Source organism: Stenotrophomonas sp. SMYL89 (assembly GCF_036319985.1).
In the GTDB taxonomy this organism is placed as follows: domain Bacteria; phylum Pseudomonadota; class Gammaproteobacteria; order Xanthomonadales; family Xanthomonadaceae; genus Stenotrophomonas; species Stenotrophomonas maltophilia_Q.
Genome location: NZ_JAWIRW010000001.1, coordinates 81813 through 102053, shown reverse-complemented (window position 1 = coordinate 102053; position 20241 = coordinate 81813). Strand labels below are relative to the sequence as shown.

The 20241-nt window shown below is 66.3% G+C and carries 19 protein-coding genes and 7 tRNA genes; 12 read left to right on the top strand and 14 right to left on the bottom strand.

Annotation, left to right across the window (positions count from 1 at the left end; translation table 11 throughout):
- Positions 1-58 precede the first annotated feature (58 nt).
- On the bottom strand, positions 59-1126 hold the full coding sequence (locus V3B41_RS00540) for a helix-turn-helix domain-containing protein (RefSeq protein ID WP_100443815.1): 1068 nt from the start codon (positions 1124-1126) through the stop codon (positions 59-61).
- A gap of 187 nt (positions 1127-1313) precedes the next feature.
- Between V3B41_RS00540 and V3B41_RS00535 the strand changes: the two genes are divergently transcribed.
- The 7 genes from V3B41_RS00535 to V3B41_RS00505 all read left to right on the top strand — a co-directional run bounded on the left by V3B41_RS00535 (position 1314) and on the right by V3B41_RS00505 (position 2650).
- On the top strand, positions 1314-1712 hold the full coding sequence (locus V3B41_RS00535) for a heavy metal-responsive transcriptional regulator (protein WP_049430557.1): 399 nt from the start codon (positions 1314-1316) through the stop codon (positions 1710-1712).
- A gap of 103 nt (positions 1713-1815) precedes the next feature.
- Positions 1816-1891 (top strand) — tRNA-Ala (locus tag V3B41_RS00530).
- 54 nt (positions 1892-1945) lie between these two features.
- Positions 1946-2021, top strand: a tRNA-Glu gene (locus V3B41_RS00525).
- A gap of 184 nt (positions 2022-2205) precedes the next feature.
- Positions 2206-2281 (top strand) — tRNA-Ala (locus V3B41_RS00520).
- A 49-nt stretch (positions 2282-2330) separates the two neighbouring features.
- Positions 2331-2406: transfer RNA gene (locus V3B41_RS00515), tRNA-Glu, on the top strand.
- A gap of 45 nt (positions 2407-2451) precedes the next feature.
- Positions 2452-2527: transfer RNA gene (locus V3B41_RS00510), tRNA-Ala, on the top strand.
- Positions 2528-2574: 47 nt separating this feature from the next.
- A tRNA-Glu gene (locus tag V3B41_RS00505) sits at positions 2575-2650 on the top strand.
- A gap of 140 nt (positions 2651-2790) precedes the next feature.
- On the opposite strand, the gene V3B41_RS00500 is transcribed toward V3B41_RS00505, so the two are convergent.
- Positions 2791-3207 carry a GNAT family N-acetyltransferase gene (locus V3B41_RS00500; protein ID WP_049427453.1) on the bottom strand — a complete coding sequence of 139 codons (417 nt, stop codon included), beginning with the start codon at positions 3205-3207 and terminating at the stop codon, positions 2791-2793.
- A gap of 77 nt (positions 3208-3284) precedes the next feature.
- On the opposite strand from V3B41_RS00500, the gene V3B41_RS00495 reads away from it, so the two are divergent.
- Positions 3285-4241 carry an SOS response-associated peptidase family protein gene (locus tag V3B41_RS00495; RefSeq protein WP_049427450.1) on the top strand — a complete coding sequence of 319 codons (957 nt, stop codon included), beginning with the start codon at positions 3285-3287 and terminating at the stop codon, positions 4239-4241.
- A 10-nt stretch (positions 4242-4251) separates the two neighbouring features.
- Here V3B41_RS00495 and V3B41_RS00490 read toward each other — a convergent pair whose 3' ends face one another.
- Positions 4252-4632, bottom strand: a complete 381-nt coding sequence (locus V3B41_RS00490) for a response regulator (protein ID WP_049427448.1) — start codon at positions 4630-4632, stop codon at positions 4252-4254.
- A 132-nt stretch (positions 4633-4764) separates the two neighbouring features.
- Here V3B41_RS00490 and V3B41_RS00485 point away from each other — a divergent pair.
- Together V3B41_RS00485 and V3B41_RS00480 are read left to right on the top strand one after the other, a co-directional pair.
- Positions 4765-4850, top strand: a tRNA-Leu gene (locus tag V3B41_RS00485).
- A gap of 201 nt (positions 4851-5051) precedes the next feature.
- Entirely contained in the window at positions 5052-6491 is a 1440-nt protein-coding gene (locus V3B41_RS00480) for a GGDEF domain-containing protein (RefSeq protein ID WP_049427447.1), read from the top strand.
- On the opposite strand, the gene V3B41_RS00475 is transcribed toward V3B41_RS00480, so the two are convergent.
- The gene (locus V3B41_RS00475) at positions 6488-8314 is read right to left on the bottom strand and encodes a methyl-accepting chemotaxis protein (protein ID WP_100443814.1); all 1827 of its coding nucleotides are present in this window, start codon (positions 8312-8314) and stop codon (positions 6488-6490) included. The two genes, V3B41_RS00480 and V3B41_RS00475, sit on opposite strands and share 4 nt — an antisense overlap.
- Before the next feature lie 255 nt (positions 8315-8569).
- Positions 8570-9172 carry a GNAT family N-acetyltransferase gene (locus V3B41_RS00470; RefSeq protein ID WP_238378688.1) on the bottom strand — a complete coding sequence of 201 codons (603 nt, stop codon included), beginning with the start codon at positions 9170-9172 and terminating at the stop codon, positions 8570-8572.
- 96 nt (positions 9173-9268) lie between these two features.
- On the opposite strand from V3B41_RS00470, the gene V3B41_RS00465 reads away from it, so the two are divergent.
- Both V3B41_RS00465 and V3B41_RS00460 read left to right on the top strand, forming a co-directional pair.
- On the top strand, positions 9269-10369 hold the full coding sequence (locus V3B41_RS00465) for a DUF5694 domain-containing protein (RefSeq protein WP_329859603.1): 1101 nt from the start codon (positions 9269-9271) through the stop codon (positions 10367-10369).
- A gap of 61 nt (positions 10370-10430) precedes the next feature.
- Entirely contained in the window at positions 10431-10721 is a 291-nt protein-coding gene (locus V3B41_RS00460) for a putative quinol monooxygenase (RefSeq protein ID WP_005410081.1), read from the top strand.
- On the opposite strand, the gene V3B41_RS00455 is transcribed toward V3B41_RS00460, so the two are convergent.
- The 9 genes from V3B41_RS00455 to phaE all read right to left on the bottom strand — a co-directional run bounded on the left by V3B41_RS00455 (position 10663) and on the right by phaE (position 20222).
- On the bottom strand, positions 10663-10965 hold the full coding sequence (locus V3B41_RS00455; protein ID WP_080354966.1) for a hypothetical protein: 303 nt from the start codon (positions 10963-10965) through the stop codon (positions 10663-10665). The two genes, V3B41_RS00460 and V3B41_RS00455, sit on opposite strands and share 59 nt — an antisense overlap.
- A gap of 62 nt (positions 10966-11027) precedes the next feature.
- Positions 11028-13217 carry a PAS domain S-box protein gene (locus tag V3B41_RS00450; protein WP_049427236.1) on the bottom strand — a complete coding sequence of 730 codons (2190 nt, stop codon included), beginning with the start codon at positions 13215-13217 and terminating at the stop codon, positions 11028-11030.
- A 208-nt stretch (positions 13218-13425) separates the two neighbouring features.
- Positions 13426-15813 carry a Tex family protein gene (locus V3B41_RS00445; RefSeq protein ID WP_329859599.1) on the bottom strand — a complete coding sequence of 796 codons (2388 nt, stop codon included), beginning with the start codon at positions 15811-15813 and terminating at the stop codon, positions 13426-13428.
- 207 nt (positions 15814-16020) lie between these two features.
- Positions 16021-16236 (bottom strand): hypothetical protein, encoded by a 216-nt coding sequence (locus tag V3B41_RS00440; protein ID WP_005410085.1) that lies wholly within the window; start codon positions 16234-16236, stop codon positions 16021-16023.
- A 720-nt stretch (positions 16237-16956) separates the two neighbouring features.
- Entirely contained in the window at positions 16957-17409 is a 453-nt protein-coding gene (locus V3B41_RS00435; protein ID WP_197619826.1) for a hypothetical protein, read from the bottom strand.
- Positions 17406-17609, bottom strand: a complete 204-nt coding sequence (locus tag V3B41_RS00430) for a PspC domain-containing protein (protein ID WP_014037612.1) — start codon at positions 17607-17609, stop codon at positions 17406-17408. The genes V3B41_RS00435 and V3B41_RS00430 overlap by 4 nt, the downstream gene beginning before the upstream one ends.
- A gap of 67 nt (positions 17610-17676) precedes the next feature.
- On the bottom strand, positions 17677-18045 hold the full coding sequence (locus V3B41_RS00425) for a YfeK family protein (RefSeq protein ID WP_197619825.1): 369 nt from the start codon (positions 18043-18045) through the stop codon (positions 17677-17679).
- A gap of 33 nt (positions 18046-18078) precedes the next feature.
- Positions 18079-19146, bottom strand: coding sequence for a class III poly(R)-hydroxyalkanoic acid synthase subunit PhaC (gene phaC, locus V3B41_RS00420; protein WP_329859594.1), 1068 nt, complete (start codon positions 19144-19146; stop codon positions 18079-18081).
- The gene (gene phaE / locus V3B41_RS00415; RefSeq protein WP_329859593.1) at positions 19143-20222 is read right to left on the bottom strand and encodes a class III poly(R)-hydroxyalkanoic acid synthase subunit PhaE; all 1080 of its coding nucleotides are present in this window, start codon (positions 20220-20222) and stop codon (positions 19143-19145) included. The genes phaC and phaE overlap by 4 nt, the downstream gene beginning before the upstream one ends.
- Between the last annotated feature and the right edge of the window lie 19 nt (positions 20223-20241).

The window sequence follows — 20241 nt, the reverse complement described above, 5'->3', positions numbered from 1 at the left end:
TTGCCTGCATGGTCAAAGCGTCGCGCCCAGGTTGCAAGCGCTCGCCCGCCGCCTGTCATCAGGCCGCACTCCGCCCCAACTGCATGCCGGGGGGCGTCTGCAGGCCACGCAGGCTTCCGGCCACCGACGGCATCAACGGCCGCTCCCGCCGCTTGCAGTTGACGTGGCGACGATAGTTGGCCGGTGTCATGCCCACGATGCGGAGGAACAGACGCCGGAACGCGCTCTGATCAGCGTAGCCCACACCCCAGGCCACCTCTTCGATGCCTGCGCCCTGCTGCAGCAGGGTCTGCGCCTTGGCAATGCGCAGCCGTTGGCAGTACTCGATCGGCCGCAGACCGGTCGCCCGGAGGAAGCGCCGCTGCAAGGTTCGCGGTTCCAATCCGGAAACTTCGCAGATTGCGGCCAGCGTGGCTCCTCGTGCCGCAGTGGTATGCAGCCAGCGCTGGGCCTTCAGTACGTCGCGGTCACCGTGGGCGAAGTTGGCACTGAACCGCTCAAGATCCTGCTGGATCCCCGCGGGCACGACGATCCCGAGCTGTTGCGCGACCGCGCTCGCCACGCCTTGCCCGTGCAGCCGGTACAGCAGACGCAGGCCGAGGAACCGCCAGGCCTGCGATCCGCCGACCGTCAGCAGATCACCGTCGTCGACCAGCGCCCGCTCACTGGGGACCCAGCTCACCGCCTGCGCCTGCAACCCTGGATGTCGCCCCAGATCGGGGCCGCTGACCGTTCTTCCAGCCAGCAGTCCCGCACGGGCCAGCACGCCGACCCCATCGCTGGCGGCAGCCAGCAGGCTGCCACCGTCATAGTGGGCCCGCAACCAGTCCAGCAGGACCTCCTCGGCGCGCAGGCAGGCTCCAGGGCTGATCTGGCCGGGAACCGCGATTACCGCAGGAATGGCGGCGTCAAGCATTTCAGCACCCGCGATGCGATGTACACCGGTCTGGCTGGCGGGCACGATCCAGCGGGTGACAAGCACACGCTTGAACGGTCGGCGCTGCTGCTGGGCCAGGCGGTTTGCGACGTGGGCCATTTCGGCCAGCACCGAGGCGGCGGAGGGGTCCCCTCCCGGGTATTCGACCACCGCAACCTCGACGAATGCTTCGTTCCTGACTCCCTCCACAGACCACCTCCTCGGTTCGTTGCAGGCCATCGAACGGCCGGTTCAGGCGAAGGGTAGGAACAGGCCCATCTGCGGGGCTATGAAGAAAGTTGCAAAGTGGGCTGAATGCGCGCGCCGGGCTCAAGCCTTGACTCTAGACCAGACTCCAGGCTTCACAATGATCGGCAGGATCCGCTGGAAAACTGCCATGAACATTGGACAACTGGCCCGCCAGGCGGGCGTGCCGATCGATACGGTCCGCTATTACGAGCGGCAGCAGCTGCTGCCGACAGCGGCGCGCTCGGCTGGCGGCTACCGCATCTTCGGCGAGCCGGACCTGCGCCGGTTGCGCTTCATCCGCCGCGCCAAAGCGCTGGGCTTCTGCCTCGAGGAAATCGGCGAACTGCTGGCGCTCAGCGATCACCACCGGCAGGACATGGGAAGCGTGCGCGACACCGCCCAGGCCCGCCTGCAGGACATTTCACAACGGATGGCCGAACTGCAGCGCATGCATACCGCGCTTTCGCAGCTGGTCGATGCATGCCCCGGTCACGGCACGCTCGACCAATGCCCGATCCTGGCGGCGCTGACCGACGACAACGCATAGACATCCCTGGCGCAGATCGACATTGCAACGCACGTGAAGAAAAGTGCAACAAATGCTTGCCAACCCCCTGGGGCAAGGCTATTATTTCGCTCCTCAGCGACGTGGGGCCATAGCTCAGCTGGGAGAGCGCCTGCATGGCATGCAGGAGGTCAGCGGTTCGATCCCGCTTGGCTCCACCAATCTTTCGGCATTAGGCCGTCGAAAGGTCGCTACAGAACATTGATGAGAATTGCGTCCCCATCGTCTAGAGGCCTAGGACATCACCCTTTCACGGTGGCGACCGGGGTTCGAATCCCCGTGGGGACGCCACTCATCACGAACAACGAGGACCCGGCCGATAACCGGGTCTTTTTTGTTCACCGCCTACCGGCATTCAGGTTGTGGCGTTGCGGTTCCCCTGCCCTCGTGGCTACGGTTGAACCGGAACGAAAAAAGTTCAAAAAAAGCTTCCACAAACGTGAACACGCAGGTATGATAGGCGGCTCGGTAACACGGGGCCATAGCTCAGCTGGGAGAGCGCCTGCATGGCATGCAGGAGGTCAGCGGTTCGATCCCGCTTGGCTCCACCACTTTCGACATTAGGCCGTCGAAAGTTCTACAACTTGAAGTTTTTCGTGCGTCCCCATCGTCTAGAGGCCTAGGACATCACCCTTTCACGGTGGCGACCGGGGTTCGAATCCCCGTGGGGACGCCAGTTTCAAAACGGACTCTGCTCCCGGCAGATCATCCGGAGTTTAATGGGGCCATAGCTCAGCTGGGAGAGCGCCTGCATGGCATGCAGGAGGTCAGCGGTTCGATCCCGCTTGGCTCCACCACTTCGACATTAGGCCGTCGAAGCATCTACAACTTGAAGTTTTCGTGCGTCCCCATCGTCTAGAGGCCTAGGACATCACCCTTTCACGGTGGCGACCGGGGTTCGAATCCCCGTGGGGACGCCAATTCTTGAAAACCCCGGTTTAGGCCGGGGTTTTTCTTTGCCTGCGATTTATGGGAAGGCGCCATCCACGCATGGCGTGGATCTACCCGGGCGCTGCAGTAGATCCACGCCGTGCGTGGATGGCCTCACCGCCATCACTCCTCAGAACCGGCGATACATCCCGATCGACGCCGGCGCTGTCGGCGCGAAACCAAACTGAGCGTACAACCGATGCGCTTCACCATCGGCGAGCAGGCTGACGTACGCCGACGGCGGCAGGTTCGCCTGCATCCAGCCATCCAGGCGGCGCATCACCTCCTTGCCCAGCCCCTGTCCCTGCAGCCGTGGCAGCACGGCGATATCGCAGACCTGCAGGTGGCAACCGCCATCACCCACGATGCGGCCCATCGCTACCAGCTCATTGCCCTGGTAGGCACACACGCCATACAGGGTGTTGGGCAGTGCGCGCGTCGCCGCCTCCTGGCTCTTGGCACTGAGGCCGGCCAGCACACGCAGCCGGCAGTAGTCTTCAACCGTGGGGACTGCCTCACGGAACTGGCAGCTGACGGAATCATTCATGCGGTATCTCCCTGTAGGTCGGGCTATCCTGCCGCATCCACGTCGCAGCGACTGCGACCCAGGCCTGCAGAGTTCCCATGTGCTATTCCGCCCTGATCCGTGCCGACTACGCCACGCTGGTCCGCGAGTTCGGTGCCATCCTGTCGCTGGAGGAGTTCGCCGAACTGTACGCGCACGACCCCGGCAAGAAGCGACCGAAAACCCCCAAGGCCATGGACGACGGTTTTGCCGGCGCGCGCACCCAGCAGGGCCGTGACATCGTAGCGAAGATCCAGCAATGGCATGCGCAGGAGCGCCAGGACCTGGAGGCGGAGCTGGCCCGCCAACGCGAGCGCCGCGATATCGCTCACGCAACGCTGGCCACCCGCCCCACCCAGAAGGCACGCAACGACCTGCGCGTGGCCGGCAACCGCATTGAGCGCGCCCAGGCCCGGCTCGAAGACCTGCACCGGGTACAACTACTGCCGCGCGACAACCGCATTTTCCCCGGTACCTACGCGCCGGTGATGGTCACAGAGAACGGCCAGCGCGTGATCAAGCCGATGCGCTACCAGTGCCGGCTGCCTGACAAACCTGCACGCAACGACGCGCTCTACCCCGGCACCTACAACGCACGACGTGACAGCCTGGAAGGCTACTGGCGCGGTGCGTTCGGCCTTCGCCACGGCGTGGTGGTGGTGCGGGCGTTCTATGAGCACGTGCCACGCCACGCCATCACAGGGCGCGCGCTTGGCGCCGCGGAAAAGGAACAGGATGTGGTGCTGGAGTTCCGCCCCGACCCGCCCCGCGACCTGCTTCTGGCCTGCCTTTGGGCGGAATGGGAGGGACCGGAAGGACGCCTGCTCTCGTTCGCCACGATCACCGATACCCCGCCACGCGACGTCGCCGCGGCCGGTCACGATCGCGGCGTGATACCGATCCGCAGGGAGCATCTCGATGCGTGGCTCAATCCCGATCCGGACAACCTGGCCGGGCAGTACCGCATCCTCGACGACCGCGAGGACATCCGCTACGTGTACGAGGAGGCCGGCTGAAGCGCCATTCTCACGCCGTTGCGCTGGAACGGCCCACCGCACGGGTCAGCGCCCGGGTCAGATCCGCCGACAGATACGGCTTGACCAGCAGTATTCCGGCCAGCATCGACTCGGGCAGCTGCTCAGCCAGCATTCCGGTGGCGAGCACGAACGGTACGCCACGCGCCGACAATGCTGCCGCCACTGGCTCGCTGGTCTCGTTGCGGGCCAGGCGATAGTCCAGCAGGGCCACATCCGGGGCCGAGTCTTCCAGCATGCGCAATGCTTCAGCCACGCTCGCCGCCAACCCGACCACGGTCGCGCCGGCATGCACCAGCTGCATCTGCAGCAGGGCCGCACTCATCTCGTCGTTCTCGACCACCAGCACCCTCAGGTCCTGCAACACTGTCATCGGCTATGGCTCCTGGAGGCATTCAAGCCGGCGCAGTATAGCCATCACAGAGCCGATGCCGACAGGAAACGCCTCGATCTGCCTTGCCCCTATGAAAGCCCTGCCCTCCTCGGTTACACTCACACGCTGCCTGCCGGTGTGGCGGAATGGTATACGCAGCTGACTCAAAATCAGCCGGGGGTGACCCCATGAAGGTTCGAGTCCTTTCACCGGCACCACAGCATCAAAGGCCAGGTCCATGACCTGGCCTTTTGCTTTTCCAGGCGACGTATGCCCATTTGGCCGCCCCGGTGTCACTGCGCTGACGCATAACTGCGACCGCTGGCAGCATTGCTTCTAGACGCAGTGCACACTTTTCTTGCCAGCCTCACGTACATCTGCCTATCGTGATCCCGCCGGATCCGGGGGCGGGGGAATGCATGACGCTGCGTGCTGCACTGTTTTTTCTGGTCACGCACGCACTCGTCATCGCCTTGGTCGGCCCGCAGGACCCTGTCGGCTCCTACCTGTTGCTGATCACCGCCCCCCTGCTGGCCGCACTGGCCTGCGTGCGGCGCGCACGTGTCAGCCAGGCGGCCTGCAAGTGGCGGCTGCTCGGCGCGGCCGTCGGCCTGTTCTCACTCGCCCTGCTGGCCCTGCTGTACCGCAATGTGGCCGGCCTCGCCCCTGCGCAGATGACCGTCTCCACACTGATCCTGTACGTGTTCTACCGGATCCCCCTGACCTACGTAGCTGCAAGCCCGGGCGGCGGAAATCGCTTCATCCGTGCGGTGGACCTTGCGATCATTGCCCTGCTTTGGCTGCTGTACTACCTGCATACGCGGGCCATGGCGCCTCTCAACACCGCGCTATGGACGCAGTGCCTGAACACGATGAGCAGCGTGCAGAACAGCCTGGTGTTCTGCTTCGCGCTGATCCGCTTCCTGGCCGAGGACAATCCCGACCGCCGCGATTTCTTCCGCACACTTGCGATCTACGCGCTGGGCTACTTCCTGCTGGCGCTCTACATCAACACCTGCCAGCCGCAGACACCTGACGGCAGCTGGGGCGACCTGCTGATCAGCGGGCTGTTCGTGCTGCTGGCCGTCCTGGCCGGCAGCCACCGCCGCTATCCGGCAGTGGAGATATCCCGCAGCCTGCGACGCATCGTCGATGCCGGCGTACCACTGATGCTGCCCTTGCTGCTGATGATGGTCGCGCTGCTGGTCGCGCGCCTGCAGCCGAGCCTGGCCGCGGTAGGTTTCATCGGTGCGATGCTGGGCTACGCCCTGCGCAGCGTGCTGAGCCAGATCGAGATCCAGCGCCAGCGCGACGAACTGGAAACGCTGGCACGGCGCGATCCACTGACAGGGCTGGGCAACCGGCGCAGCTTCGATGAGTCGCTGGATGGGGCCCACCGCCGCGCGCGGCGCCAGGGCCAGGGCCTGGCGGTACTGATGATCGACATCGACCACTTCAAACAGCTGAACGACACCTACGGGCACCCGGAAGGTGATCGGCGCCTGCGTGCCGTCGCCAGCATCCTCGACGGCTGCCTGCAGCGCGGTGACGACCTGCTGGCCCGCTATGGCGGCGAGGAGTTCATCGCAGCCCTGCCATCGCCCGAGGCGATGCACGCGCTGCATCTGGGAGAACGCCTGCGTGCTGCGGTCGAAAGCGCCGCACTGCCCGCTGCCGAGGGCCATGTGACCATCAGCGTGGGCGTGGCCTGGCAGCCCGCCAGCGATGAGTCCGCGCCGGCAGACCTGGTCGGCCGTGCCGACCAGGCCCTGTACCGGGCCAAGCATGCCGGGCGCAACCGTGTGCACCTTTCCTCGGCCATGCAGTCCTCCGACGAACCTGTCGGCCCGCCTGCCTAGACGACCCGCAGGGTTGCCCCGCCATGCAGATGCCCTGCACCATCCTGCACGCGGAAACCGGCCACGGTCTGCAGCAGCTGTGCCGATTGCTCCTCCATGCTGCGCGCCGCCGCCGACGCCTCCTCCACCAGGGCAGCGTTCTGCTGCGTGCCCTGGTCGATCAGGTCGACCGCATGGTTCATCTGCTGGATGTCGTCGCTCTGCTGCTGCGAGGCCGTGCTGATCTCGGTCATCAGATCGCTGACCCGGCGGACGTTGGTCACGATCTCGTCCATGGTGCGGCCCGCGCTTTCCACCTGGGCGGTGCCAGCCCCGACGTTGGCCACCGACTCATCGATCAGATGCTTGATCTCCTTGGCGGCACTGGCCGAGCGCTGGGACAGCTCGCGGATCTCGGTGGCGACCACGGCAAATCCTCGTCCATGTTCGCCTGCGCGTGCGGCTTCCACCGCTGCGTTCAACGCCAGGATATTGGTCTGGAAAGCGATGCCATCGATCACTCCGATGATATCGACGATGCGCCGCGAGGAGGCGTTGATCACCGCCATCGTCTCGACCACTTCATGCACCACGCTTCCGCCGCGCGCGGCGACATCGGCGGCACCGCCGGCCAGCTGGCTGGCCTGGCGCGCGTTGGTGGCGGTGCGCTGCACGGTCTCGGCCAACCCCTTCATCGACACCGCGGTTTCCTCCAGCGAGGCCGCCTGCTGCTCGGTGCGCTGCGACAGGTCGCTGTTGCCCTGCGCGATCTCGGTCGCCCCCACCGCGATGGTATCGGCGGCGAACTTGATCTGGCCGATGATCGCAGCCATCGCCTCGACCAGCGAATTGACGCCGTCGCACAGGTCGGCGATGGGCCCCTGCTTGTCGGCCATCGCCACGCGCCGGGTCAGATCACCCTGCTTCGCAGCGGCCACCACCTCGCGGGTCTGCGCCACGGCGCGCTGCATGGCCTGGTTTTCATGCACCTGTGCGGTGATGTCGGTGGCGTACTTGACGACCTTGAACGGCTTGCCGTTGAGGTCGAGGATGGGGTTGTAGGAGGCCTGGATCCAGACCTCGCGGTCGCCCTTGCCCAGCCGCCGGTATTGCCCGGCATCGTATTCGCCGCGCCCGAGCTTCTCCCAGAACCGGCGATATTCGTCACTGCTGCGATGGCCTGGTTCGACGAACAGCGAGTGGTGCTGTCCACGCACCTCATCGAGAACGTAGCCGGTGACCTCGAGGAAGTTCTCGTTCGCCGAGAGAATGCGCCCGTCCATGCTGAATTCGATCACTGCCTGCGATTTACCGATCGCCGCCAACTGCCCGGCCGAATCGGCCGCCTGCAGCTTCTGTGCAGTAATGTCGGTGGCGAACTTGACCACTTTGTACGGCCGCCCCTGGCGGTCCAGCACCGGGTTGTAGGAGGCCTGGATCCAGATCTCGCGCTGGCCTTTGCCGAAGCGTCGATATTGCCCTGCGTCATATTCGCCGCGCCCCAACCGCGCCCAGAAGTCACGGTACTCGGCGCTGCGCGCCTGCTCGGGATCGACGAACATGGAATGATGCTTGCCCTGGATGTCCTCCAGCCGGTAGCCCACTGCATGCAGGAAGTTGTCATTGGCCTGCAGGATAGTGCCATCGAGCGCGAACTCGATGACCGCCTGCACGCGATGCAGCGCCGCGACCTGCGCCTCGAGTTCGGCACGGTCGGTCGCTGCCGGCTCGTTGCTGGCGCGATGCTGCGGGGCCAGGGCGCCCAGCAGCGCGCGCCACGGCGACCAACGGGTATGCAGCTCGGCCGGCGCCTGCGCGCCCGCCGTGAAGCCTGGAATGAGCATTGTCTGATCCTCGGTGTCCGACAAAGGGTTGCGACCCGACGGGCAGGATGCCCGGCGGCAACTTCAGTTGCTAAGGACTACAGGTACCGGCAGGCACCTCTCGAGCGGCTGGCAAGAACGTCTGGTGCGGGTGCGATCGGCATCTGGGAGCGGCGGAACACACAGCGCGGGCCGCCCATCGGGGGCAGCCTGGGGTCCTGCAGCGGGCGACTGGAGCGGGATCCAGAGGGGATATCGGCGATGCGGTCGGCCGCTTTAGCGGGATTCCGCGACGTCCGTCGCAACTTCGTGCATTGCAGCAGGAAGGCGATAGATGATCGTCGTGTACTTCACGCCCTGCTCACGTGCTACAGGCTCTCCACCGAGGGACTCGGCAAGCGAACGGCTGGACCGGTTCTGCTCGGCCACCGGATAGCGGAACGCCGCGCATGACAGCCGCTGCGACGCCGAAGACCACACCGCCGCCACTGCTTCCCGCCCGTAGCCATGGCCATGCATTGCTTCGGCGATCCAGATACCCAGTTCGGGCTCTGCATCAACGGTGCGATGCAGGCCGGCCAGTCCCAGGAACACGCCATCCACGCGCCTGCGGATCACGAACGTGATGTCGGTCCCATCGGCAATGGCAGGCAGCCACGCCTGCCAGACGGCGGCAAATGCCTCCTTTGACGGAGGTGGCTCGAAGGCCATGTAGCGGGTCAGCCCGGGGGTGATGCCCGCAAATGCCTCGTCAGCGTCACCGGACGCAAATGGCCGGAGGCACAGCCGCGGACTGTCGATGCTCCAGTGATCGGATGTCATGTTCTGCATTGCCCGGGCAAGGAGTACAGCATCGCTCGGCAGATCGATGCAACTCAAGGCAAAAAGGTTTGCATGACCAACGGGAGGTTCCCTGCCGGGCGAAAATGGCGAGCATGCAGCGATCCGCAGGACGTTCGTTTACAAGGAGATCGTATGTTCGTTCGCTTGGCCAGCGTCCTCATCCTCGGCCTGTGCAGCACCGGCGCGCTTGCCGCCGATGCCACCTATCGGCCGGCCTTTCATCCCGACCAGCTGAAGGGGCCGCCCGCAGGCCGCCCCAACGAGGTGCTGGTGCTGGGCAGCCCGCATCTGTCCGGCCTGCCGAAGGCCTTCACACCGAACATTCTGCAGCCGTTGCTGGAGCCTCTGCTCGAGCGCCTGCAGGCATGGCAGCCCAATGCCATCGCCGTGGAGAACCTGTCCGGCCTGCAGTGCGACTTCATGCGCCGCAACCCCACCCGCTACGCTGACAGTGTCGAGACCTACTGCATCGACCCGGCACCGGCCCAGGCCGCGACCGGGCTGGACGTTCCCAGTGCCAATGCCGAGATGGAGCGCCTCCTCGCGCAATGGCCGAAAGCCCCGACGCCGGCCCAGCGCCGCCGCCTTGCGGCCGTGTTCCTGGCCGCAGGCGAGAACGGTTCGGCGGTGGTGCAATGGCTGCGCCTGCCCATCGACGAACGTCGCGCCGCCGACAGCCTGACGCCGGAGCTGGTGCAGTTCCTTGACAAGCGCATTGCCAGGCGCGACGAGGCCGGCATGATCGCCGGCGTCCTCGCTGCACGCCTGGGCCTGGAACGGCTGTGGTCGGTCGATGACCACACTGCCGACGCGCCCACTGCAAAGGACAAGGAGAAGGCCTATGGCGCGGCCCTGCAGGCGGCCTGGGACAACCCGGCAACCACGGCGCGGTTCGCCGCCGACGAACCGCTGCACGCCAATCTGGCCAAACCCGATGGAATGCTCGCGCTCTATCGCAACTACAACGCACCGGAAACGGCGATGACCGCCTACCACAGCGACTTCGGCGCGGCCCTGGTCGAGCCGTCACCCGAGGCCTTCGGGCGCAATTACCTCGGCTACTGGGAAACCCGCAACCTGCGCATGGTCGCCAACATGCGCGACGTGCTCGGCCAACACCCGGGCACCCGCATGCTCACCATTGTCGGTGCCTCGCACAAGGGCTACTACGAGGCCTACCTCAACCAGATGCACGATGTGCAGCTGGTCAGTGCGGACGCAGTATTGCGTTGACAGGATGGGTGCCGGCCACCTGCCGGCACTATCCTGCAGGGCCACATCCACAGGTGCCCGCATGCTCAAGGTCATCGCCGAAGACTTCATCCATCCCGACGCCGTGGACACCGTGCTTCCGCTGTACCGGGAACTGGTCGCGTGCACGCAGCGCGAGCCGCTCTGCCTTGGCTATGAACTGTTCGTGGACCAGAAGGATCCCGGGCATTTCGTCTTCATCGAGCAATGGCCCGACCGCGCCGCCCTGGACATCCACTGCGCCAGCGAGCATTTCCAGCGGTTGGTGCCGCAGATCAATGCCTTCCAGCGCGCGCCATGCCGGTTCCTGCTGATGGATGCTGCGCCTCTGTAGTGCCGGCATCAACGCAACCGTGATCCCGCCGACTGTGCCGCCACAGCACCAGGCTGGCCACCATCGTGCACGCCAGGGTCAGGGCCAGCAGCGCCAGCACGCTTCCCTGCAGCACCGGCAACATTGCCTGGGCCAGACGATCTTCACGCACCTCCTCCAGCCGCAGCCAGGCGGCCAGGGTCAGGCACCAACCGACCATGGCCGGGGCGAAGGTGCGCACCGTCATCGGGTTCCAGACATTCATGGGATCACCTGTGCGAGAGGAAGTGGGCGGAGTATTCGCGCCCGCCTTCTCACTGGATGAGATCAACCCTCGGCCGCGTCGGTATCGTCGCCCGGCAGCTCGCTGGCCTCGCCCTGCACCTGCACGTTGTTGCGGCCCATCGCCTTGGCCCGGTAACACTGGGCATCGGCCGCGGCCACCGCCTGGTCCACGCTCATCCCGCCGGCCAGCGGCGCGATGCCGATGCTGGCCCCTACCCGCAACCGGTTCTGGTCCCACGGAATCGACAGCGACGCCAGAGTGTGCAGCAGCTCACCGCCAATGCGGGCGGCACGACGCGGCGTGCAGCCGGACAGGATCACCGCGAACTCGTCGCCGCCCAGCCGCGCCACCACATCCGAATCGCGCACCCCGTGACGCAGAACGCTGGCCACCGCCCAGAGCACCGCATCACCAGCCAGATGGCCCCAGGTATCGTTGATCGGCTTGAACCTGTCCAGATCGATGTACATCAGCGACGCAGCCTGGCCGGTACGTTCAACGCGGGTGATCGCCTGCTGCAGGTGCACCTCGAAGCCACGGCGGTTGCTCAGTTCGGTCAGCGGGTCGATCTCTGCCAGATGACGTGCCTCGCGCTGGCGGGCACGCTGCTGGGTATCGTCGCGCAGCACCCAGACCGCGCCGCGAACGTGGCCCTCGTCATCGCGCAACCAGGCGCGGGTGAGGTCCACCGGCACCGTGGCGGTACCCAGGCGCAGCAGCAGGTCGGCATGCAGGTCCACCGCGTTGCTTTCCGGATCCAGCAGTACCGACACGTCCAGCACCGAACCCGGCGCATACTCGGTGGTCAACGCCAGCACATCCTGCACCTTGTGCCCGGCCAGCGACAACGCGCCATCGCCGGCCAGCGTGCGTACCGCGGCGGCGTTGGCGTAGTCGATACGGCCATCGAGGCTGACGCTCAGCACCAGGTCGGCCACGGCATCCAGGGTGATGCGGCTGCGCTGTTCGCTTTCGAACAGCCGCTGCTCGCTGCTGCGCTGGGCGGTGATGTCCTGGATCTGCGACACGAAATGCAACGGCTCGCCATGCTCGTTGCGCACCAGCGATACCGACAACCGGGCCCAGATCACCTTGCCGTCGCGATCAAGATAGCGTTTCTCCAGGTGATAGTGGCTGCGCCGCCCAGCCAGCAGGTCCTGCACCAGCGACAGGTCGGTCTGCAGGTCATCGGGATGGGTCAGGCGCTGGAAATCCACCTGCAGCAGCTCTTCCCGCGGATAGCCGAGGATCCGGCACAGCGCATCGTTGACGTCCAGCCATCGCCCTTCCAGCGACACCAGCGCCATGCCCAGCGCAGCCGAGGTGAACGCACCAGCGAACTTCTCCGCGGACAAGCGTGCCTCGGCTCGCGCCTGCAGTATCTCGGTGATGTCGATGGCCATGCCGACATAGCCGATGCGTGCACCGTCGGCACCGTCCATGCGGCTGATCGACAGGCGTACCTGGCGTGGCTGGCCGTCCTTGCGCAGCAGCGTCCATTGCCGCGAATAGGTCTGGCCATCGGCACGCGCACTGAGTGCCTCGAACACGCCTGGCAGATGGCCAGCGGCATCGGCCAGCGGTCGCAGCCAGGCGTTCAATTCCTGCGGATCGTGGAAGGCATCCAGCCGGCGCTGGCCAACCACCTCGGCCGCGCTGTAGCCCAGCAGGCGTTGCGCGCCGGTATTGAACAGGGTGATGGTGCCATCGGTATCGGTGGCGATCACCGCCACCTCATCGGAGGCATCGACCACAGCCTGCAGGCGTTGACGGGTCTCGGCCGCATCATGGCGGGCCTGCTGCAGTTCGGTCACGTCGGCATGCGCGCCGGCCATCCACAGCGGCCGGCCCTGCCCGTCCCATTCGAAGACGCGGCCACGGTCCTGGATCCATATCCACTGGCCGTTCTTGTGGCGCATCCGCAGCAGGCACGCGTAGTTGTCGGTGCGTCCCTCGAAATGCTCGTCCAGTGCCGCGTCGGACAGCGCTATGTCATCGGGATGGACAAGCTTCAGGAAGGTCTTCTGGCAGATCGGCTCCAGCTCTTCCAGGCGGTAACCGACAATCTCGGCCCAGCGCGCGTTGACCCGCATCTCGCCGGTCTGCACGTTCCATTCCCAGGTGCCCGCAGCGGTGCCATCGATGATCATCGCCAGCCGCCGACGCTCTTCGGCCAGCTCCTGCAGGCGACGCTCCAGCAACCCGTTGCCGTTGGTGCCCTGGCCCGCCATCAACGCTGCCCCCGGCCCGCGCAGGCAGGCGTTGGCCGCAGCAATGCGCTGCAGCGTGCAACGAAGACGGCGGGTCGTGCTGGCGTCATGGCCCTCCCCAGCGACAGCGGGGGGGCCGAACGCCTCCCCTCCAGCGCAAGTGTGCGCAATCACGGGGAAAACCGACAAGTCCCCCGTCGCGGATCAACCGTGACGGGGGGCACGGACCTCAGCTGCGCTTGGCCCGGGCGAAGGCCTCGGCCAAGGCGTTGTTGGCCGGCGGCGCCGACTGCGCGGGCCGCCCGCTGTTGCCCTGGCCCCGGTTCGGCACGCGGTTCTGCCCGCCTGCGTCACGGCGCGGCCCCTGGCCCTGCCCGCGCTCCTCGCGCTGGCCAGGGCGGCTGGTGGCCTGCCCCGGGGTGTCGTCCAGGCGCCGGGTCAGCGCGATGCGCTTGCGCGGCACATCCACTTCCAGCACCTTCACCTTGACGATGTCGCCAGCCTTGACCACGTCGCGCGGGTCCTTCACGAACGTATCGGACAGCGCCGAAATGTGGATCAGGCCGTCCTGGTGCACGCCGATATCGACGAAGGCACCGAATGCCGCCACGTTGCTCACCACGCCTTCCAGCACCATGCCTTCGCGCAGGTCCTTGATGTCCTCCACGCCTTCGGCGAAGCGCGCGGCCTTGAACTCCGGACGCGGGTCGCGGCCCGGCTTCTCCAGTTCCTTCAGGATGTCGCGCACGGTCGGCACACCGAAGGTGTCATCGGTGAACTGCTCGGCCTTCAGTCCGCGCAGGAAGCTAGCATCGCCGATCAGCGCCTTGATCGGGCGCGCGGTGCTGGCGACGATGCGCTCGACCACCGGATAGGCTTCCGGGTGCACCGCCGAGGCATCCAGCGGCTGGTCACCGTCAGCGATGCGCAGGAAGCCGGCGCACTGTTCGAAGGTCTTCTCGCCCAGGCGCGCGACCTTCAGCAGGTCCTTGCGGCGCTTGAACGGGCCGTTGTCGTCACGATGCCGCACGATGTTCTCGGCAACCGTGGCCGACAGGCCGGACACACGAGACAGAAGCGCGGCCGAGGCGGTGTTCACGTACACCCCGACTGCGTTCACGCAGTCCTCCACGCGTGCGTCCAGCGCCCGCGCCAGGCGGTACTGGTCCACATCATGCTGGTACTGGCCCACGCCGATCGCCTTGGGCTCGATCTTGACCAGCTCGGCCAGCGGATCCTGCAGGCGACGTGCGATCGATACCGCACCACGCAGCGACACGTCCAGCTCCGGGAACTCCTTGGCCGCGAACTCGGAGGCCGAGTACACCGACGCGCCGGCCTCGCTGACCACTACCTTCTGCAGCTTCGGGTTGGCAGCGGCCTTGATCGCTTCACCAGCCAGCTTGTCGGTTTCGCGGCTGGCGGTGCCGTTGCCGATCGCGATCAGTTCCACGTTGTGCTTGGCGCACAGCTGCTTGATCGTCTGCAGCGACTGCTCCCACTGGCGACGCGGCTCGTGCGGGTAGATGGTGTCGGTGGCGACCAGCTTGCCGGTGGCATCGACCACGGCGATCTTGCAGCCGGTGCGGATGCCCGGGTCCAGCCCGAGCACGGTCTTCGGGCCGGCGGGTGCCGCCAGCAGCAGGTCCTTCAGGTTGTCGCCGAACACCGCAATGGCCTCAGCCTCAGCCTTCTCGCGGGCCTGGTTGAACAGGTCCAGCAGCAGATGGGTGTGCAGCTTGGCGCGCCAGGTCAGGCGGCACGCATCCAGCAGCCAGCGGTCGGCGGCACGGCCCTGGTCGGAGATGCCGGCCTTGCACGCCACGCGTCCTTCGGCGTACAGGTGACCCGCCTCGGCATCGCTGCCCGGGTCCAGCTCCAGGAACAGGATCTCCTCGCGGCGCGCACGGAACAGCGCCAGCAGCCGGTGCGAGGGGATCTTCGCCAGCGATTCGGCGTGCTCGAAATAATCCCGGTACTTGGCACCCTCGGTTTCCTTGCCCTCGGCCACACGGGCACGGATCACGCCGGTGTCGCCCAACCAGGTGCGCAGCTCGCCGACCAGCGCGGCGTCTTCGCCCCAGCGCTCCATCAGGATCGCGCGCGCGCCTTCCAGCGCGGCCTTGGTGTCGGACACGCCCTTGCCGGCGTCGACGAATCCGGCAGCGAAGACCTGCGGGTCCTGCGTCGGGTCGGCCAGCAGGCCATCGGCCAGCGGTTCCAGCCCCGCCTCGCGGGCGATCTGCGCCCGGGTGCGGCGCTTGGGCTTGTACGGCAGGTAGAGGTCTTCCAGCCGGCTCTTGGTATCGGCCGCCAGGATGTCGTTGCGCAGCTCGTCGCTCAGCTTGCCCTGCTCGCCGATGCTGGCCAGCACCGCAGCGCGACGGTCTTCCAGCTCGCGCAGGTAGGTCAGGCGCACTTCCAGGTTGCGCAGCTGGGTGTCATCCAGGCCCCCGGTCACTTCCTTGCGGTATCGCGCGATGAACGGAACGCTGGCGCCTTCGTCGAGCAGGCCGACGGCGGCACGTACCTGGGCGGACTGGGCACCGATCTCGTCGGCGATGGTCTGGGCGATCTGCTGGGCGAGCGCGCTCTGGGCGTTCTTGGCGTCGTGCATTGCTTCAGGTCTGTGCCGCGTTACGGGAAGACCCCATTCTGGCAATCGACGACGCAGCCGGACAAGGCATTGACAGGGGGCAAGGTTCAGCGGCGAGGCCGGATTGGACGCCGGCATCCTGGCGGAGAGCGGGCTCGGACTGGCCCGGGGCTGGGATGCCGGCGCGGGCGCGCGATGGTGGGCGCGCCCTGCCGCGTGTTGCGGAGGTCAGCGGTAGTGGCGGGCGGCGCGCTGCATGACGATCTCGTCACGCATGCCTTCCAGGGCCATCAGGCGGACCTTGCCGACACCCTGCAGTTCCATGAACCGCTCCGTGTAGAACTCCGGCCCCAGCGCGGTGTCGGCGCGGGATTTGCTGAAGCCGTAGGGCACCACGCCCTTCTCGCCATCCTTGCTACCACCGACATAAAGAACGATTGCCATGTGATGTCTTCCTCCAAATTGCTACTGCGTACTGCACTCGATGAGCGATGCTGCGAGCTCATCGAGGGAGAGCTTACCGCGTCGAACCTGACTGGAACGTCACGAAGTCTAATGACGATCGGTTGCATGGAGATGACGGCGGGATCGCAGCAGAATGCTTACGGATCTTTAACCTCCGGCTAACGAATCGCGGGGATTCCAGCCAACGGCGCAGCCCCTCGTGGGTGGTTTGGTTGGTCGCGGAAAGCCGGTTTCCTGGGGGCTGGCCGGGAAGGTGGGTAGGCCGGGGACGCCGTGAACCCGTCCCTGGGGGCTTGGCCGCGGCATCCATGCCGCGGACACCCCGCCCTACCCACCCTCCCGGCCGCTGACACGCTCCTGGTGCCTGCCGCCACCCACGGAGAAGAAAAAAGAAGATCAAAAGCAAAAGCAGCCGGGCTGGCCGCTTTTTGTGGAGCCGAGCGCAGGCTCGGCTCTACACGAGCAAGCGCAGCGCGCGACCCGCTTCTGCTGTTCTTTTTCTTCTCCGTGGCTGGACGCGCACGGAAACTGTCAGGGGCCGGGCGGGGTGGGTTCGCGGGACCGTTGGCGCCATGGATGGCGCCATCGAGCCCCCATGGATGGGTTTACGGCGTGTCCCGCGAACCCATCCTGCCCGGCCCAATCGCATGAAACGCATTCCGCGACCACGTCACGAGGGGCTGCGCCGTTGGCTGGAAACTACGGCCACCAGCCACGCCCGTACCGGGCGAAATAATCGGCCGCGCGCTCGAATGGATTCCGCGCACTCACCCCGCCACACAGCAGGTACACCGGCAGGTACAGCGGCCCCAGCACCATGTACTGATAGACGTGCGCGCGTTCGTGGTCGTCCAGCCGGATCAGCGGCTCCACGCCCCACCCCGCCTGATGTGCATAGGTCCGGCACGAAATGCCCAGGTCATGGCCGGTGTGCAGGATCACATTGCCCAGCGTGATCGCCCCACCCGGCCCCCATGGCCAGCGGTCGAACACCAGCGCACAGTCACGGCCGCTCCAGCGCAATGTCGCGCCGCCGAGCATGCCGGCCAGGCCGCCGATCACGCCGATCAGGGAATTGGGTGACGTCCACACCGCGCCCAGCACCTGCAGCGCGCGCAGCCAGATCGGCCAGGGCTCCGGGGCAGTCTTCAATCGGCCTCGTTCGGCATCAGCAGCCACAGGATCAGGTAGACCAGGATGCCGGGGAAGGCCGCCGAACCGATCGAGACCAGCACGAACACGATCCGCACCAGCGTGGGGTTCCAGCCGAAGCGGTGGGCGATGCCGCCCATCACGCCGGCAATCATGCGGTCGTTCAATGAACGCGACAGCGTCTTGGGCGTGGTGTTCATGGCGGTGTCTCCTCAGCTTGCGGGCAGAGCCAGTCGAGCATGGCTCGACTCTACACCGCCCCCATATCTACGGCGTGCGATGGCGCAGCGCCTGCAGGCGTGCGCCGAACCAGGCAGCTGCGCTCTGTTCAGGCTGTCCCGGGCACTGGATACGGTACGGCTTGCCGCTCATGCTGCTCTGGCTGGCGGCTCGCTCGATGAACTGCTCGGCACTGTCGATCTGGTTTTTTTTCAGCAGATAGTCGTACTTGCGCTGCAGGTGCGCACGCGCGTCACTGCCGTCATACCAGCTGCCGTTGCGCTGGAACCTGCATTGCGAGCCATCAAGGCTGGAGATCAGCTGGGCGATCTCGCGCTGTGCATCCGCACTGGGTGCGGCGTGGGCAAGCGGCACTGCCAGCAGTGCCGCAAAAATCAAAAGAATCCGGTACGTCATCATCCCCCCAGGTCAGTCGAGCATGGCTCGACTCTACAGGTCACGCGCCTTCAACCAGTCATCAATCGTCGCCGGCACTTCGCGCTGCGCGCGGCCGGACACGTAAATGCCGATATGCCCGCCACGGAAACTGGACTCGGTGTAGTCGTCGGTGCCCAGGCGCCCACGCATCGCGCGCGATGCATCCGGCGGCACCAGATGATCCTGCTCGGCATAGATGTTCAGCACCGGCAGGGTCACCTGCGACAGATCCACCGCTTCCTCGCCGATCCGCACCGTGCCGTTCACCAGCCCGTTGCCCTGGTAGAACTGCTTGATGAAGTCACGGAACGCCTCGCCCGCCAGATCCGGCGAATCGAAGATCCATTTCTCCATGCGCAGGAAATCCTCCAGCGCGGCCCTGTCATCCAGGATGTCGAGCAGACCGACGTACTTCTGCACGTTCAGCCGGAACGGCTTGAGCATCAGGTAGCTGGCATTCATCAGATCGGCCGGGATGTTGCCCAGCGTGTCGACCAGCAGATCCACATCCACCTGCCGTGCCCAGTGCGAGAGCATGTTGTCGGCGGTCTGGAAATCGACCGGGGTGACCATGGTGATCAGCTTGCCCAGCTTCTGCCCGCGCAGTGCCGCATAGCACAGCGCGAACACGCCGCCCTGGCAGATGCCGAGCAGGTCCACCGGGCCACCGCTGCGCGCGCGCAGCGCCTCCACCGCGCCATCGATGTAGCGCAGCAGGTAGTCCTCCAGGGTCTGGAAGCGCTCGGAGCGGTCCGGGTAGCCCCAGTCCAGCACATAGACGTCCTGGCCCAGCGCCAGCAGCTTCTGTACCAGCGAGCGGTCGGCCTGCAGGTCGACCATGTAGGGCCGGTTGACCAGCGCATAGACAATCAGCAGTGGCGTGCGGCGGGTCGGGGCCTGTTCGCCGACGAAGCGGTACAGCACCACCTTGCCGTCGCGCCAGACTTCCTCGCGGGCGGTCACGCCATAGTCCACGTCTTCCACCTGCGGCAGCAGCTTCAGCCCTTCCATCAGCTTGCGCTGCATGGCCAGGGTCTCCTGCATCAGGTCATCGGCATTGAAGCCCAGCGGTCCTTTCATCGGTCACGCGCCCGTGCGGTGGTGCGTGCGGCAGCCTTCTTCGCCGATGCTTTCTTCGCCGGCGCCTTCTTCGCGGCCGGCTTCTTCGCCGGTGCGACCTTCTTCGCAGCTTTGCGTGCCACGGGCTTCACCTTTGCCGGTGCCGGCTGCGACACCGGATCCACCGCGGCAGTGCCCGCCAGCACCGCCACCTGCGCCTGCAGGCGGCGCAGGCTGCGCTCCAGTTCGGCAATGCGGCGATGCGCAGCGTCCATCTCGCTGCGGGTCGGCAAGCCGATACGCTCACTCATCTGTTCCACCTCGCGCTGCAGGCCGGCGCGCAGTCGCATCTGTGCGTTGCCCAGCGAGGCATACACCTGCTGGAACGGCTCGGACATGGCGACCTTGGCGTAGGCCTCCTCGGCCACTTCAATCCACAGGTCGAACATCGCGCGGGCACTGGTCAGCTGGCTGCCGGGCTGCTCGTGCTGGGCCAGGCGCTGCTCGAACAACGCGAAGGCCTCGTCCAGCGCCTGCCTGATCTGATCGACGTAGGCCCGCGAATGCTGCTGGTATTCCTCCTGCGCCCGCAGCAGGGCCTGCCAGCGTGCCTGGTGCTCGCGCCCGGGGCCGAACGCCGGGCTCTGCAGCCACGGACCGGCCTGCAGCTGGAACTGCTGCAACCACGCGGCGAATTCGGGCACGGCGGCGCCGGCATGGGTGCTGCCACGGGCACCCTGCAGCATCCACTGCAGCATGCCGTCGCCCTGCCCCTGCACCGCCTCGCGCCAGGCCTGGGCCACATCGGCGCTGCTGGCGTCGCGGCCAGCAAAACGTGCCGCCACTTCCTGCATCGTGCCGTACCAGCTACCCGCCTGTTCGCGGAAACGGCGCACGGCATCTTCCGGCGCACCCTGCCCCTGTTCGGGCAGCAGCTGGCCCCACCAGTCGAACAGCCGTTGCCAGCTGCCGGGGTCATCACCGGCTGGTGCACCGGGCGTGGTCGCATGGCGCAGGGCATCGCCCCAGGCACCGAAGTACTGCCGGGCCAGGGCTTCGAAATCGCTGCTGCCGGCGTCGTGGGCCGAGCTGGTCATCGCAGGCCTCCGCAGGGCT

Coding starts and splice junctions, on each gene's coding strand:
- V3B41_RS00535 (WP_049430557.1), top strand. CDS start 1,314: ATGAACATTGGACAACTGGCCCGCCAGGCGGGCGTGCCGATCGATACG.
- V3B41_RS00500 (WP_049427453.1), bottom strand. CDS start 3,207: ATGAATGATTCCGTCAGCTGCCAGTTCCGTGAGGCAGTCCCCACGGTT.
- V3B41_RS00495 (WP_049427450.1), top strand. CDS start 3,285: ATGTGCTATTCCGCCCTGATCCGTGCCGACTACGCCACGCTGGTCCGC.
- V3B41_RS00490 (WP_049427448.1), bottom strand. CDS start 4,632: ATGACAGTGTTGCAGGACCTGAGGGTGCTGGTGGTCGAGAACGACGAG.
- V3B41_RS00480 (WP_049427447.1), top strand. CDS start 5,052: ATGACGCTGCGTGCTGCACTGTTTTTTCTGGTCACGCACGCACTCGTC.
- V3B41_RS00475 (WP_100443814.1), bottom strand. CDS start 8,314: ATGCTCATTCCAGGCTTCACGGCGGGCGCGCAGGCGCCGGCCGAGCTG.
- V3B41_RS00465 (WP_329859603.1), top strand. CDS start 9,269: ATGTTCGTTCGCTTGGCCAGCGTCCTCATCCTCGGCCTGTGCAGCACC.
- V3B41_RS00460 (WP_005410081.1), top strand. CDS start 10,431: ATGCTCAAGGTCATCGCCGAAGACTTCATCCATCCCGACGCCGTGGAC.
- V3B41_RS00455 (WP_080354966.1), bottom strand. CDS start 10,965: ATGAATGTCTGGAACCCGATGACGGTGCGCACCTTCGCCCCGGCCATG.
- V3B41_RS00450 (WP_049427236.1), bottom strand. CDS start 13,217: ATGGCGGGCCAGGGCACCAACGGCAACGGGTTGCTGGAGCGTCGCCTG.
- V3B41_RS00445 (WP_329859599.1), bottom strand. CDS start 15,813: ATGCACGACGCCAAGAACGCCCAGAGCGCGCTCGCCCAGCAGATCGCC.
- V3B41_RS00440 (WP_005410085.1), bottom strand. CDS start 16,236: ATGGCAATCGTTCTTTATGTCGGTGGTAGCAAGGATGGCGAGAAGGGC.
- V3B41_RS00430 (WP_014037612.1), bottom strand. CDS start 17,609: ATGAACACCACGCCCAAGACGCTGTCGCGTTCATTGAACGACCGCATG.
- V3B41_RS00425 (WP_197619825.1), bottom strand. CDS start 18,045: ATGACGTACCGGATTCTTTTGATTTTTGCGGCACTGCTGGCAGTGCCG.
- phaC (WP_329859594.1), bottom strand. CDS start 19,146: ATGAAAGGACCGCTGGGCTTCAATGCCGATGACCTGATGCAGGAGACC.
- phaE (WP_329859593.1), bottom strand. CDS start 20,222: ATGACCAGCTCGGCCCACGACGCCGGCAGCAGCGATTTCGAAGCCCTG.